This window comes from Mycolicibacterium helvum (assembly GCF_010731895.1).
Taxonomy (GTDB): domain Bacteria; phylum Actinomycetota; class Actinomycetes; order Mycobacteriales; family Mycobacteriaceae; genus Mycobacterium; species Mycobacterium helvum.
Genome location: NZ_AP022596.1, coordinates 935028 through 948766, shown reverse-complemented (window position 1 = coordinate 948766; position 13739 = coordinate 935028). Strand labels below are relative to the sequence as shown.

Sequence of the window (13739 nt, the reverse complement as noted above, 5' to 3'; positions counted from 1 at the left end):
TGGTCAACGTGGTCGCGCGCGACGGCCAAAGTCGTTGCTGCCGCGACACTGCGACCGGCAATAGTCCCGATGGCCTAGCCGTCTGTTGCGCGTGCCATTAGGTTTGCAGCATGAGGGAATTGCCACATGTGCTGGGCATTGTCCTAGCCGGCGGAGAGGGCAAGCGACTGTATCCGCTTACCGTGGACCGGGCGAAGCCTGCGGTTCCCTTCGGCGGCGCGTACCGGCTGATCGATTTCGTGTTGTCGAATTTGGTCAACGCGCGGTACCTGCGGATCTGTGTGCTCACTCAGTACAAGTCGCATTCGCTCGACCGGCACATCTCGCAGAACTGGCGACTGAGCGGTCTGGCCGGCGAATACATCACGCCGGTCCCCGCCCAGCAGCGCCTCGGGCCACGCTGGTACACGGGTTCGGCCGATGCGATCTATCAGTCGCTGAACCTCATCTACGACGAGGATCCGGACTACATCGTGGTTTTCGGCGCCGACCACGTGTACCGGATGGACCCCGAGCAGATGGTCAAGTTCCACATCGAGAGTGGTGCCGGCGCCACGGTGGCCGGCATCCGGGTGCCGCGGGCCGAGGCCCACGCATTCGGCTGCATCGACGCTGACGAGTCCGGCCGCATCCGTGAGTTCATCGAAAAGCCGGCCGACCCACCCGGCACACCGGACGATCCCGAGCAGACGTTCGTCTCGATGGGCAATTACATCTTCACCACCAAGGTGCTCATCGACGCGATTCGCGCCGACGCCGACGACGACAACTCCGATCACGACATGGGCGGCGATATCATCCCGCGGCTGGTCTCCGACGGCATGGCTGCGGTCTACGACTTCAGTAACAACGAAGTACCCGGCGCCACCGAACGCGACCACGGCTACTGGCGTGACGTCGGAACGCTGGACGCCTTCTATGACGCACACATGGATCTGGTGTCGGTTCATCCGGTGTTCAACCTCTACAACAAGCGCTGGCCGATCCGCGGCGAGTCGGAGAACCTGGCCCCGGCCAAGTTCGTCAACGGTGGCTCGGCGCAGGAGTCGGTGGTCGGCGCCGGCAGCATCATCTCCGCGGCCTCGGTGCGCAATTCGGTGCTGTCGAGCAATGTCGTGATCGAGGACGGTGCGATCGTCGAAGGCAGCGTGCTGATGCCCGGTGTTCGGGTGGGCCGGGGTGCGGTGGTCCGGCACGCGATCCTGGACAAGAACGTCGTCGTGGGTCCCGGCGAGATGGTCGGCGTCGACTTGGAGAAGGACCGCGAACGGTTCGCGCTGAGCGCCGGTGGTGTGGTGGCCGTCGGCAAGGGTGTCTGGATTTAGCTTGCCCCCGCTGTGAAATCAGTCGAACAGGGTAAGTAGTTCGGCTACCGCCACTTCGAGGTGGTAGCGAAGGGCCTTTTCCGCAATGTCGAGATCTCCGCTGGCCAACGCGTTGAGAATCTCTCGATGCTCGCGGCCGATCCGTTTCGGGTCCTTGTAGTGCTGTTGGCTCCGGGCGAGAATCAGCTGCAGCTCCGAGGACATCGCGACATATGCCCTCAACAGGCGTGAGCTGCCGCCCGCCCGAACAACTTCCCGGTGAAACCCTAGGTCCGCGGTAATGGTCTCAGCCCACGATTCATTGCCGGTCATGGCTTCGAGCTGTTCGACCATCTTCTCTGCGGCCGCCAGTGAGGCGCCGGCGCGAATCGCTAACCGCGCCGCTTCAATCTCGAGTGCCGCACGGAACTTGTACAGATCGGCCACATCGTCGCGGGCCAAGGACGGGACGAAGACCCCACGGTTTTGTTCGTACCTGAGCAGACCTTCGTCGGTGAGTACCCGCAGCGCACCCCTCAGCGAGTAGCGCCCCACACCGTAGCTCTGGGCCAGCGGAACTTCCTGCAGCTTGCTGCCAGGGCCGAAGTCACCGGACAGTACGCGCTGCCGAATCGAGGTGACCAGTGCATCGACAGTCGACACGCGACCTAACGGATCTGACACTCGCCGCCCCATCCAGTCGATTGCCGGTCTGCGCCAGGCGGCAGACCGGCGAATTGTATCAATATCGTGCCGAGATGCCGCAGAACCGCATACGGCCTCTCGTGCGCATCACTGTGGAATGTCTATTCACTGCCCATCGGGTGCACTGCTGAAACACCATGTCTGCGCCAGCCTTTCGTGAATCGCACGCCATCCAACCCGCTCTTCCGAGTGGCTCGGGTCGCCTCTTGACCCTAAGCGTAAGGTATGTCACATTGATATTGTGTCAATATCCGAGGAACCCGGTCAGGATCCCCAGGCCATGCCGGACTTACCGCGCATCACCGACTACACCGCGCATTGGGCTCAGGTGGATCCGGACCACGAGATGCTCACCCACACCGAAGTTCGGCTCACCCGCGGGCATGTTGAAGAACAATCAGCTGCCCTGGCGCGTGCCTTCCTGGCGGCAGGTGTGCGGCACGGTGATCGCGTCGCGGTGCTCGGCAACCCCAGGCCCGAGTTCTTCGTCAGCTTCCTGGCTGCGGCCCGAATCGGCGCTATCTGGCAGGGGTTGAACCCGAAGTACACGCCCGGTGAACTCGACCACGTGGTCGGCGATTCGCAGCCGCGAATTCTGATGGGCCTATCCGAGCACTATCGAGAAGCTCTTGAATCACTCTGTGGCCGTGTTCATTCGGATAGTCCGGTCATCACCCCCGGTGACTCCTGGAACGCATTTCTGCAAGCGGGAGAAGCGATCGGCGCAGACGAGTTGCGCCAAGCCGAGAGTGCTGTCGAGAGCGCCGACCCGGCGGTCCTGGTCTACACCTCCGGGACCTCCGGCCGGCCCAAAGGCGCCCTGCTGTCTCACCGCGGCCTGGTGCAATGTTCGGTCATTCAGGCAGACCGCTGGTATGAGGCGGCACCTCGGATGTTGTGCGACCTTCCCATCAACCACGTAGGTTGCCTGGGAGATATCAGCAGTTCCGTCGTCGTGGCCGGTGGCACCGTGCACTACATGGAGAAGTTCGATCGCTGCGGTGTCCTGGAAGTCATTGCGCGCGAACGTCTCGAGTACTGGCTGGCGATTCCTACGATGTTCCTGCTGGTGACAGGAACTCCCGAGTGGGAGACGGCGGATCTATCCAGTATGAAACGCGCGATCTGGGGTGGAGCGGCCGCGCCTCGCGAACTGATAGGCGAGCTGCAGCGGCGAATTCCACTAGTTTGCACAAGCTTCGGGATGACCGAGACTGTCGGTTCGATTATCTACACCGACGATGACGATGATATCGAGGCGTTGGCGAACACGGTGGGCAGGCCAGATCCGCGGTTCGAGATCCGCATCGCGCGCCCCGACGGCCGAGTCTGCGACGTCGGCGAGGAGGGCGAGATCCAGGCTCGTGGCCCGTTCATCATGCTGGGCTACCTGAATCGACCGGAAGCGACGGATCAAGCCATCGACGCCGACGGCTGGTTCCACACCGGCGACGTCGGCCGACTGGACCAGGACGGTCGAATTAGATTGGCGGGCCGGCTTACTGACATGTTCAAGTCGGGCGGCTACAACGTCTATCCCCGCGAGATTGAACTCGCCCTGGAGGAACACCCACAGGTCCAGGCAGCCGCGGTGGTCAGCGTTCCCGACGCTCTCTACTCCGAGGTCGGCGTCGGCTTCGTGATATCCCGCGCCGGCGCGGACCTCGACACCGAGGAGTTGCGGAGCTTCCTGCGGACGCGCTTGGCCAACTACAAGATCCCCAAGCGCCTCGACATTCGTGATGAATTTCCCCGCCTTGCCATCGGCAAGGTCGATAAGCGCGCGCTCAAGGACATCGCCACCCGCCTGGGCGTCGACACCAGCCAACCCCTAGGACAATCATGAGTCAGCCACCCTCGGAATCACACGGCGACACCGAACTGGTCGTCACCACCGCCCAGGACGATGCAGTCCTGGTGCTCCGGCTCAATCGGCCGCATCGCCTCAACGCGCTCAACGAGAGTCTGGTCGACGCACTGGAAGCGGCGCTGGCACAGGCGGTTGACGACGAACGGCGCGCGGTGATCATCACGGGGACCGGGCGCGCGTTCTGCGCGGGCTTCGACCTGAAAGAAGACCGTGACGACGGCGGGCTGCGACAGATCGACGGTCAACAGCGCCTTGCCGCCGCCCTGACGTCCCTTCCGATCCCGGTGGTCGCGGCGATCAACGGTCTGGCGGTCGGTGCCGGGTGCGAGATCGCCCTCGCCTGCGATTTCGTCGTTGCCGGCAGCGACGCCCAGTTCAGCCTCCCCGAAGTCCTCATCGGCACCGGGATGGGCGGCGGCACCTCGTTTCTGTTGGGGCTCACCATCGGACGGATCAAGGCGTCGGAATTTGTCCTACTCGGTGAACCGATCTCGGCCGCCCAGGCCGATGCGATCGGCCTGATCAGCCGGGTCGTGGAACCCGACCAACTTCCCGCGGCCGCCGAGGAACTGGCCGCCAAGCTCGTCTCCCGCCCACCGCACGCCATCGCCACCGTCAAAGCGGCCCTCTTTCGCGGGCTCAACCAGACCTTCGCCGACGCGTTGAGTGCCGAACTCACCGAAGTCCACGCGGCGCACTTCCATCCAGATTCCGCGGCGCTCATGGAGTCGTTCCGGCATCGATCCACCGGCAGAACACCCGCATGACCTCGACGCAACGACATGTCCCTTCACCACGAGCAGACAGGAACCCACCATGGCAGACCGCTGGCTGACCTTCGATTGCTACGGCACCATCATCGACTGGCGGACCGGAATGACCGCGGCACTGGACAGTGTCGCGCCCGGCAGATCGGCCGAACTCATCGATGCGTACTACCGGTGTGAGCCCGAGGTGGAGGCCGAGCCGCCGTTTCGCAACTACCGCGCCATTCTGACCGAAGGTCTACGTCGCGCTGCCGCCAGTACCGGGATCCCGTTGGAAGAACACCAGTTCAGCGTTCTCGCCGACACCTTGCCGACCTGGCCCGCCTTCGCCGACAGCGTCCCCGCCCTTCAACAGTTGCGCGACGCCGGGTACAAGCTCGGCATCCTGACCAACACCGATGCCGACCTGTTCGCGCAGACCCTGGCCGGGCCCCTGCCCATCCCCTTCGATGAGGTCATCACCGCCCAGGAAGTGCAGAGCTACAAACCTGGCGACCCAATGTTCGACACCTTCGTCGCTCGTCACACCCCGGCACCCACCGACTGGATTCACGTCGGCAACAGCGTGTGGCATGACTGCGAACCCGCCCACCGACGTGGTTTCCGCACCATCTTCGTACATCGCTCGGAGAACGCCGAGAACAACGAGTGGATCCATCTGAGTGACAGCGGACAGCGCAGCGTGACCGTGACGATTCCCGACCTGGCCTCGCTGCCGGGCGCGTTGCACGAACTGTCATGAACCTCCTGCACAGAAGATCTCTGGCGGCATAGCCATGCCCGATCGCTAATTCTTCACTGCTCCACGAGAAATGAAGGTGCGTGAGATGTCCAGCTCGAGTATCGGGTCTCGGCCGGCGATCGTGCTCGACGCCGTCGAGAAGCGGTTCGGGGACCACGTCGTCCTCAACAACGTCTCGCTCTCGGTGGACACGGGGCAGGTAGTCGCACTCATCGGTCCCAGCGGCGCGGGAAAGAGCACACTTCTGCGCTGCGTCAACCTGCTGGAGCGGCCGTCCTCGGGCACCATCATGGTCGACGGGGTGACCATCCACGTCGACCACGTCATCAAGGCAAAAGAGCTGGCTGCATTGCGGTCCCGGGTCGGGATGGTGTTCCAGTCGTTCAATCTTTTTCCGCACATGACCGTGCTGCGCAACGTCGCGCTGCCCCAACGACGCGTGCTGGGCCGCAGCCAGGCGGAAGCCGACGAACGAGCCAACGCTCTGCTGAAGCGGGTTGGCCTGGCCGACAAGGCCAACCAGTACCCCGGGCGCTGCTCCGGCGGCCAACAGCAGCGGATCGCCATCGCCCGCGCATTGGCGCTCGACCCGAAGGTGATGCTCTTCGACGAACCTACGTCGGCGCTCGACCCCGAGGTTGGCCTCGAGGTGCTCAGCGTCATGCGTGAACTCGCCGACGACGGAATGACTATGGTCGTGGTGACCCACGAGATGCAGTTCGCCCGTGACGTGAGCGATCACCTCGTGGTGATGGCGGACGGGGCCATCCTCGAGGAGGGCGACCCGCACGCGGTCTTCGCTTCCCCGGCCCGGCCGCGCACCCGCGAGTTCCTTCGAGCGGTTCTGGACCGACGGTGACCACCCATACCTGGTTGATCGTCGCGCAAGGCATAGTGACGACGCTTCAGCTCACGGTGGTGGGTTTTGCCCTCGGCGCCGTCCTGGGGCTGCCGTTGTTGGTCCTGCGCATTTCCCGCATCTGGGTGCTGCGGGCCGCCGCCCGTGTCTTCATCGAGATCACGCGCGGAGTCCCCCTGATCATCTGGCTGTTCCTGATCTACAACGGCCCAACACAATTCAACCCTGCGCTGGGTTCGGTGTTCACGTCCTGGCGCTCGGCGGTTATTGCCATCGGCGTGGTGTCAGCGGCCTACATGGCAGAGATCTATCGCGGCGCGCTGCGGGCGGTCGACCAGGGACAGTTCGAAGCGAGTCGGGCGCTGGGCATGTCGCAGATCGACACCGCCTCACGGATCGTTGGACCGCAAATGATCCGGGTGGCCATTCCGGCGTCCGCGTCGTATGCCATCGGCTTGCTCAAGGACTCATCTCTGGCGTCCACCATCGGGGTCTTCGAGATCACCTACTACGCCACCACCGCGTCCAGCAACACCAGTTCGGTCACGCCGTTCTTCGTGGCAGGCATCTACTACGTCGCACTGACCTTTCCGTCAGCCTGGGCGGCGCGCCGAGTTGAGGCCAGGATGCTGGAAAGGGTTGCGTAATGACCGCTATTTGGAACGATTGGCTGATCCATCACGACCAACTGCTGGCCGGCCTCTGGACCAGTCTGCGGCTGACGTTCGTGGCGTTGCTGCTGGGACTTCCGGCCGGATTGCTACTCGCGGTCGGAACCTCATCGCGACGCAAAGTCCTGCGCTCAGCCGTCATCGTGCTCGTCGAAATTGGCCGCGGCACACCGGCACTGGTGCTGCTGCAAATCGTCTACAACGGCATCCCAGTGACCTTAAGCGCGTTCATCTGCGCCGCCATCGCCTTGGCCATGACCACTGCGGCCTACACCAGCGAAATCCTGCGCGGCGGCCTGCAAGCCGTCCCGCGCGGTGAAATCGAGGCGGGCCATGCGCTGGGCATGAGCGGCGTGCATGTCCTGCGGGACGTGGTGATACCTCAGGGAATCCGGATCGCTCTGCCGCCCCTGCTCGGATTCTGCATCTTGATGTTCCAAGCGACGTCACTCGCCTTCGTCATCGCTGTCCCGGAGCTGACCTCGCAAGCGAAGTCCATTGCCAACAACACCTTCCACTACTTCAACCTGTTCATTATCGCCGGCGTGCTCTATGCGGTCATTACGGTCTCGGCGAGTTTCGCCACCGAGCAGCTCGAGAAGGTGCTGCGCCATCAGCACACATGACCTTCATCCCCACCCTGGAAAGGCAACTCTGATATGCGCCGAACACTGAGCAGCACCGCAGGGGCCGCCCTGTTGCTTCTTACCGCACTCACGGCATGCAATACCGCCTCCAACGGTCAACAATCGGCCCGGGACTGCACCGCAGCCCACCCCGGGATTAGCACGGTCAGGCCAGGAAGCCTGACCGTCGCGACCTACAATTTCCCGCCGTTTCTCGTAGTCGACGGCACCTCGGTGTCCGGCATCGAAGGTGAAATCCTGCGCAATATCGCAGAGATGGAATGCCTGACCCTGATGTCTCAGCCACTCGACACGGCTTCCGTCATTCCCGCCACGCAGAATGGTCGCGCAGACGTATCCGCCGGCGATTGGTACTGCACGACTGCCAGGGCACAAGTGCTGTCCTTGGCCGGCCCCGTGTTCAGCGACCAGATCGTCATCGTGTCGAACGACGGTGCGACCACGTTCGATGAGCTACAGGGTAGGTCGATCGGCACGGTCGACGGCTACATGTGGAACGAAGAGTTGCAGAAAATGTTCGGGCCGCGCCTGCGGATCTATCCCAATCCGACTGCGGTGTACAACGACCTGGAGTCGGGTCGACTGGATTCCGCAATTGATTCCATTGGCACGGCGTCCTTCGCCAAGAAGCAGAAGAATGCGAACTGGACTATCGAGCGGCCCGCCCCAGACTCGCGCGTGGCGTCAAGCGAAGTCCCCGGGCAAGTGTGTTTCCCGATGTCGATGAACAACCCCAGCCTCTTCACCGCAGTATCGGAGGACATCGTCACGCTGCGTAACAACGGAACCATTGCCAGGATTCTCGAGGACAACGGGCTCAACCCCTCAGCAGCCGACCCTGGGCCGCTCAAACTGATCGGCTGATAAGCCGGCCAGTCCAGTGGCTACGCGTTGGTCGCACGCCGCCTGGACTGATCCATGTACGTTGCCCACCTATAAGAAAGAGTGATGTTGTGTCAACAGGTTCATTGAGTCGCACTGTGGGACAAGCCGATACCGCAGCCGCCTGGGGTCCCGAGTTCCCGGCGGCAGCCTCAACACCCTTCGTGCTCGCGATGGCAGAGTTGGTGTGTCACAGTGTGCTCGCGCCGACGCTCGCTGACGGTGAGATCACTGTGGGCGCGGGCGTCGAATTAACTCACGACCGCCCCTCACCGGTGGGCGCGACACTAACCGCACACGCGACGATGGAGGACCGACTAGGCCGTAAAGCGTCCTTCAGCGTCGAGGTCGTAGACGAGAGCGGTCAGGTGGTGGCTCATGTGAGGCACATACGCGCGGTGTTGAAACGATCCGCTATCGAGGCGGCACTCAACGGGAGCTGAGGCGCCATTCCCCTTCGTCAGCAGCGGTTCACCAGACCAATGGCACCAGACGGTAGCGCACTTTCTGTGGGTATTGCAGGTAACCGTCCAGCTGTTCGGTGAGCATCTTCTCCTCGTCGACGATCCGCACGGCCATGAGGAGCACCCCCACGAGGACCAGCAGCAGCGCCCAGTAGGAGCCCAAGCCCAGTGAGATTCCGATCATCAGGATCACGTTTCCGGAGTACATCGGATGGCGCACAAAGCCGTACAGCCCGGTGCTCACCAGCGGCTGCCCCTCTTCGACGGTGATGGTGGCGGAGGCATAGCGGTTCTGGAAGACCACCAGCATCGTCAGGCCCAGACCGGTGGCTACCATCACGACGCCGAGTACTGACAGCCAGGCCGGAACATGGGACCAGCCGAACCGGTGATCGAGTGCGGGCACGACGAGAATCGCAGCGAACGCCATGAACGTCGCGGCGATCACGACTTTCTGGACGGGCCGGGTTTCGGCCTTCACACCGGCCTGCATGCGCCGCTCCAGGGCCGCCGGATCGATCCGGACCATGAAGAGGGTCGGTCCCAGACTCGCCGCCGTGAACACGGCAAGCACCGCCCAACCCTGCCAGTAGTTCACGGTCCCCGCGGGCACGAACAGGAGCGCGGCGAAGGCCGCGATACCGACGACCGACGAAATGATGATTCGCAGCGAAAGGCCCATCGTTCTCCTACCCGATGTCGCGCCGGCGGTAGATGAGCCCGGCGGTGAGCGTGACGACAACGGCGATCACGATCATCACCAACAGCGGCACAACCGAAATCGACGACGGGGCAGTGGTGCGGCCCACCGGTGAGGCGTCGATCAGCCAGCGCGGCAACCGCAGAAGTGCACCGAGATACAACGCGCAGACCACGAATATCACTGCCAGCCAACCGATACCGGGGTGTCGCAGCGCCACTGCCAGCGCGGCGATACTGGCGACGACGGCCATCGCCGGCAGGAAGGTCAGCGCGGCCAGGGTCAGCCGCACGATGGTCATCGGTTCACCCAGCGTCAAACCCGCCCCAAGGCCGTTGCCCAGGCCTGCGCACACCAGCAGCAGGGCCGCACCAGTCAGTGCCGCGCCGACTCCCGACAACAACCACGTCCACCGCGACACCGAACCCGCGAGCACGGCTTCGCCGATCCCGGACTCCTCGTCACGGTGCAGGCGCACAACCACGCTGACCACATAGGCTGTCGTCGCCGCTGCCAGGAATTGCGTCATCGTGGTGTACACACCGTCGGTGCCGTGGGCCGAAAGCACCCGGGCCAGAAGCTCATTACCGCGCGCGGCGTCCAGGAGTGACTTGGTCATCGACCCGAAGGCCGCCCCGGCAATCAACAGCCCGATCGCCCAACCGACGGTCAAGCCGCGCTGGATGACCAGCTGTAATCCGAACACTCCGCCCACCGGCCGGGGGTTGGAACGTTCACCCGACGACGCCAATACGCCGTCGTCGTACTGCCGTCTGCTCTCGAGCATGAACGTGGCCGCAACGAGCGCGATGGTCAGCATCACCAGTGGGCCTAGTGGCCACCACCGCACTGCTACGAACGGACGCATCTGCTGTGCCCACGCGATGGGGGACAACCAGCTCAGTGGGCTGCCGGAATTGTCGATCACATCGCCGGCCCCGCGCACCAGCACGGCGGCGGCCAGCGCTGCCAGTGCTGCGCCGGTGGCGGTTCTCGCCTGTCGCCACAGTTGAGCGCTCAGTGCCGCAACAGCCCCGAAGACGACGGCCACCGCCGTAATGCCCAAGCACATCGCTGCGGTGTCAACCACGGCGAAACCGCTGGCCGCCATGGCGATTGTCATCGTCACCGCCAATACGGCGTTCACCAGCGCGATGACGATCAGCGCGGCGCAGCTGCGGGCATGTCGGCCGACGATTGAGGAGAGCACCAATTCGGCTGCACCGCTTTCCTCTTCGGCGCGGGTGTGCCGAACGACGGTCAGGACGGCCAGAATTGAGGCCGCGACGATCAGCGTGAGGGTCAGCTCGTTGGCCATCATGACGCCGAGATCGGTCTCATCACCCCCGAACATGGGCCCGCCCAGCACGATTCCAGCCGGCGTCTTGAGCAGGTTGACCCGTGCTTGACGCTGCGTTTGGTCGGGATAGGCGAGTCTGATGGCGTTGGGGGCGTACACCATCATCAGCGTCAGCGCCGAAACCCACACCGCCAGTCGAATCCGGTCGCGGCGCAGGGCGAAGCGGACCAGTGTGACAGTCCCGGTCAGCGAGGATGAAGCCGGCGTGGTTGTGGTCGCAATCATTGCGCCGGTGTCCGGTATTCGCGCAGGAATAGATCTTCCAACGAGGCCGGTGCCACGGTGAGGTCCACGATGCCCAGTCGGGTCAGGTGCACCATCGTGGGGTCCAGCACGTCACGGGCGACAGTGAACCGGATCTGCCCGTGACGAATGTCGACGTCGTGTACGCCCGGCCATCGGCCCACCACGGCGGGGTCGCGGCGTGTACGTGCGGTCACAGTGGTCCGCATCAGGTGCTGTAGCTGGGCTAGCGAGCCGGACTGCACCGTGCGGCCTGCGCGGATGATTGTGACGGTGTCGCAGACTTTTTCGACTTCATCCAGGACGTGGCTGGAGAGCAGCACCGCCGCGCCGCGACCCGCCACCTCCTGCACGCATTGCCGAAACACGTTCTCCATCAGCGGATCGAGTCCCGAGGTCGGCTCGTCGAGAATGTAGATTTCGGCTTGTGTGGCAAACGCGGCGACCAGCGCGACCTTCTGGCGATTGCCCTTGGAGTAGGTTCGAGCCTTCTTGTGCGGGTCGAGTTCGAAACGCTCGATCAGCCGGTCCCGACGGCGCGGGTCGGCTCCGCCGCGTAGGCCGCACAGGAAGTCGATGACCTGCCCGCCGGTCAGATTCGGCCACAGTGTCACCTCACCCGGCACGTAGGCGATCCGCCGGTGCAGCGCCACGGCGTCGTGCCATGGATCGCCGCCGAGCAGTCGCGCGGTCCCGCCATCTGCGCGCAACAGTCCCAGTAAGACTCGGATAGTGGTGGACTTGCCGGCGCCGTTGGGCCCGAGGAAGCCGGCGACTGAGCCGGCCCGCACGGTCAGGTCCATCCCGTCCAAGGCTCGGGTACGGCCGAAAGTCTTTACCAGTCCACTGATTTCGACCGCGGCGGTGTCAGTGCGCGCCGTCGGTGCGGGTGCCGTTGGCATCTGGTTCTCCCTCGATACTGGTCGCGATTTCGCCGTGGGCTGCGAAGCTGTCGAACATCGTCGAGTCGGTGAGCAGGCCCTCGGTGTACAGCTCGAGGGCCGGCAGCATCATGTCGTTGGCGTAGTCGTGGAGCGCGGCCCGCAAATCCGTTGGGGTGTCGTGCAGTTGTAGGTAGAGCAGGAACGAGCCACCACCGGTCATCCCCAGGTATCTCGCCCGGGCGGCCGGGTCGCGGCTCGGCTTCACCGTGCCGGCCTGGACGCCCTCGTCGAGGTAGCTCTCGACGTTGGCGAACATCGTGCGCCACAGATTCCTGGCCAGCTCGCCACCGGACTGCATGCTGCGCACGAGGTAGGCCATCATCGGCGCGAACGACTCGATTTCGGCTGCGGCCGCCAGCCAGGTGGCCGGGTCGGTGGAGCGGATGGTCTCGGACTTTTCGCTGCGGATCTCTTCGGCGATGTAGTCATCGCACGCCTGGCGCAGGCCGTCCTTGGAGCCGAAGTGGTGGATGACCAGGCCGGGGCTGACGCCGGCGGCCTGGGCGATTGCGCGCACCCCGACGTTGAAACCGTGCGCCCCGAATTGCTCGATCGCGGCGTCACGGATCCGGGCCGCCGTCGTCAAGTCCGTTGAACGCATGTTTAGGATGCTAAACACGCGTTTAATCAGGCGTCAAGCATCCACCCAAGACGGGACGGGTAAGGGTCTAGAAATCGCGGGCCGCGACCAGAATCCCGTCGCCCAGCGGGATCAGCACCGGGGTGAGGCGCTCGTCCTCGGCGATCAGCCGAGCCGCTTCACGCACCGCCGTCACCTCGGCGTCATTGGCCGCCGGGTCGCCGGCGCGACCGCCCAGGGCCGACCGGTGGATGACGATCACGCCACCAGGACGAAGGAGTCGCACTCCCTCGACCACGAAATCGGCCTGATCGGACGGTGCTGCATCGAGAAATACCAGGTCATAGGACTCGTCGGCGAGCCGGGTGAGGACTTCCTGGGCCCGTCCGGCGATCAGCCGGGTACGCGATGGCCCGATTCCGGCCTCGTTGAAGGCTTGTTTGGCGATCCGCTGATGCTCGGGCTCGATGTCGATGGTCGTCAGAACGCCGTCGTCGCGCATGCCCGACAACAGCCACAATCCGCTCACGCCGGCGCCGGTGCCGACCTCGACGACCGCTTTGCCGCCTGACAGTCGGGCCAATACGCTGAGCAGCGCTCCAACCGCTGGGGTGACCGCGCCGGCGCCGGCGTCGACGGCGCGCTCGCGGGCAGCCGTGACGATGGAGTCCTCGGAGATCGAACCCTCTGCGTGGGCCAGCATCCGGTCGGCGCGACTGGCCTCAGGTTGGCCTGATTGGTCCTCGGTAGTGGCCATTCTCAGCAGCGTAGAGCCAACGGCATCGACCGCTGGGCAGGCGCGCCAGGGGTATCGGCGCGGCGGACACGCGGTCGGCGGGCAGGAACGAAGCGACCCGGGAATGGCTTACGTCGCCCGTCAAGTTCGACGCGCCGGGGGAGAAGCGTCAGTTCAGGGCACGAATTGGTAACGAATGCATTTCTTAATCAAACCTTAGTTAGCTCATATCGCCCCCACACCGGTTTGGGGAACGGTAGCTGGC

Annotated in this window: 15 protein-coding genes; 9 read left to right on the top strand and 6 right to left on the bottom strand. The window is 64.1% G+C overall.

What is annotated here, in order from left to right; translation table 11 throughout:
* The first annotated feature begins 110 nt into the window (after positions 1 to 110).
* A complete protein-coding gene (glgC, locus tag G6N38_RS04165) occupies positions 111 to 1325 on the top strand; it encodes a glucose-1-phosphate adenylyltransferase (protein ID WP_163746384.1) in 1215 nt (404 codons plus the stop codon).
* Positions 1326 to 1343: 18 nt separating this feature from the next.
* Here the strand turns inward: glgC and G6N38_RS04160 are convergent, their stop codons facing one another.
* Positions 1344 to 1967 carry a GntR family transcriptional regulator gene (locus G6N38_RS04160; RefSeq protein ID WP_163746383.1) on the bottom strand — a complete coding sequence of 208 codons (624 nt, stop codon included), beginning with the start codon at positions 1965 to 1967 and terminating at the stop codon, positions 1344 to 1346.
* Between the two features lie 283 nt (positions 1968 to 2250).
* Here G6N38_RS04160 and G6N38_RS04155 point away from each other — a divergent pair, with 283 nt between their 5' ends.
* From G6N38_RS04155 to G6N38_RS31155, 8 genes are all read left to right on the top strand, one after another.
* The gene (locus G6N38_RS04155) at positions 2251 to 3855 is read left to right on the top strand and encodes a class I adenylate-forming enzyme family protein (protein WP_163746382.1); all 1605 of its coding nucleotides are present in this window, start codon (positions 2251 to 2253) and stop codon (positions 3853 to 3855) included.
* Positions 3852 to 4646, top strand: a complete 795-nt coding sequence (locus G6N38_RS04150; protein WP_163746381.1) for an enoyl-CoA hydratase/isomerase family protein — start codon at positions 3852 to 3854, stop codon at positions 4644 to 4646. The genes G6N38_RS04155 and G6N38_RS04150 overlap by 4 nt, the downstream gene beginning before the upstream one ends.
* A 49-nt stretch (positions 4647 to 4695) precedes the next feature.
* Complete coding sequence (locus tag G6N38_RS04145; RefSeq protein WP_163746380.1) at positions 4696 to 5388, top strand: HAD family hydrolase; 693 nt, start codon at positions 4696 to 4698, stop codon at positions 5386 to 5388.
* Positions 5389 to 5473: 85 nt separating this feature from the next.
* Positions 5474 to 6247: an amino acid ABC transporter ATP-binding protein gene (locus tag G6N38_RS04140; RefSeq protein ID WP_163746379.1), complete on the top strand. Its 774-nt coding sequence runs from the start codon at positions 5474 to 5476 to the stop codon at positions 6245 to 6247.
* The gene (locus G6N38_RS04135; protein WP_163746378.1) at positions 6244 to 6894 is read left to right on the top strand and encodes an amino acid ABC transporter permease; all 651 of its coding nucleotides are present in this window, start codon (positions 6244 to 6246) and stop codon (positions 6892 to 6894) included. The genes G6N38_RS04140 and G6N38_RS04135 overlap by 4 nt, the downstream gene beginning before the upstream one ends.
* The gene (locus tag G6N38_RS04130; RefSeq protein ID WP_163746377.1) at positions 6894 to 7544 is read left to right on the top strand and encodes an amino acid ABC transporter permease; all 651 of its coding nucleotides are present in this window, start codon (positions 6894 to 6896) and stop codon (positions 7542 to 7544) included. The genes G6N38_RS04135 and G6N38_RS04130 overlap by 1 nt, the downstream gene beginning before the upstream one ends.
* A gap of 33 nt (positions 7545 to 7577) precedes the next feature.
* Positions 7578 to 8429 carry a substrate-binding periplasmic protein gene (locus G6N38_RS04125; protein ID WP_163746376.1) on the top strand — a complete coding sequence of 284 codons (852 nt, stop codon included), beginning with the start codon at positions 7578 to 7580 and terminating at the stop codon, positions 8427 to 8429.
* 89 nt (positions 8430 to 8518) lie between these two features.
* Positions 8519 to 8890 carry a thioesterase family protein gene (locus G6N38_RS31155; protein WP_407662925.1) on the top strand — a complete coding sequence of 124 codons (372 nt, stop codon included), beginning with the start codon at positions 8519 to 8521 and terminating at the stop codon, positions 8888 to 8890.
* Between the two features lie 28 nt (positions 8891 to 8918).
* Here the strand turns inward: G6N38_RS31155 and G6N38_RS04115 are convergent, their stop codons facing one another.
* The 5 genes from G6N38_RS04115 to G6N38_RS04095 all read right to left on the bottom strand — a co-directional run bounded on the left by G6N38_RS04115 (position 8919) and on the right by G6N38_RS04095 (position 13495).
* On the bottom strand, positions 8919 to 9593 hold the full coding sequence (locus G6N38_RS04115; RefSeq protein WP_163746374.1) for a methyltransferase family protein: 675 nt from the start codon (positions 9591 to 9593) through the stop codon (positions 8919 to 8921).
* A gap of 7 nt (positions 9594 to 9600) precedes the next feature.
* Positions 9601 to 11196 (bottom strand): ABC transporter permease, encoded by a 1596-nt coding sequence (locus G6N38_RS04110; RefSeq protein ID WP_163746373.1) that lies wholly within the window; start codon positions 11194 to 11196, stop codon positions 9601 to 9603.
* The gene (locus G6N38_RS04105; RefSeq protein ID WP_163746372.1) at positions 11193 to 12116 is read right to left on the bottom strand and encodes an ABC transporter ATP-binding protein; all 924 of its coding nucleotides are present in this window, start codon (positions 12114 to 12116) and stop codon (positions 11193 to 11195) included. Before G6N38_RS04105 ends, G6N38_RS04110 begins: the two co-directional genes overlap by 4 nt.
* The gene (locus tag G6N38_RS04100; RefSeq protein ID WP_163746371.1) at positions 12082 to 12759 is read right to left on the bottom strand and encodes a TetR/AcrR family transcriptional regulator; all 678 of its coding nucleotides are present in this window, start codon (positions 12757 to 12759) and stop codon (positions 12082 to 12084) included. The genes G6N38_RS04105 and G6N38_RS04100 overlap by 35 nt, the downstream gene beginning before the upstream one ends.
* A gap of 67 nt (positions 12760 to 12826) precedes the next feature.
* Positions 12827 to 13495, bottom strand: coding sequence for an O-methyltransferase (locus G6N38_RS04095; RefSeq protein WP_163746370.1), 669 nt, complete (start codon positions 13493 to 13495; stop codon positions 12827 to 12829).
* Positions 13496 to 13739 lie beyond the last annotated feature (244 nt).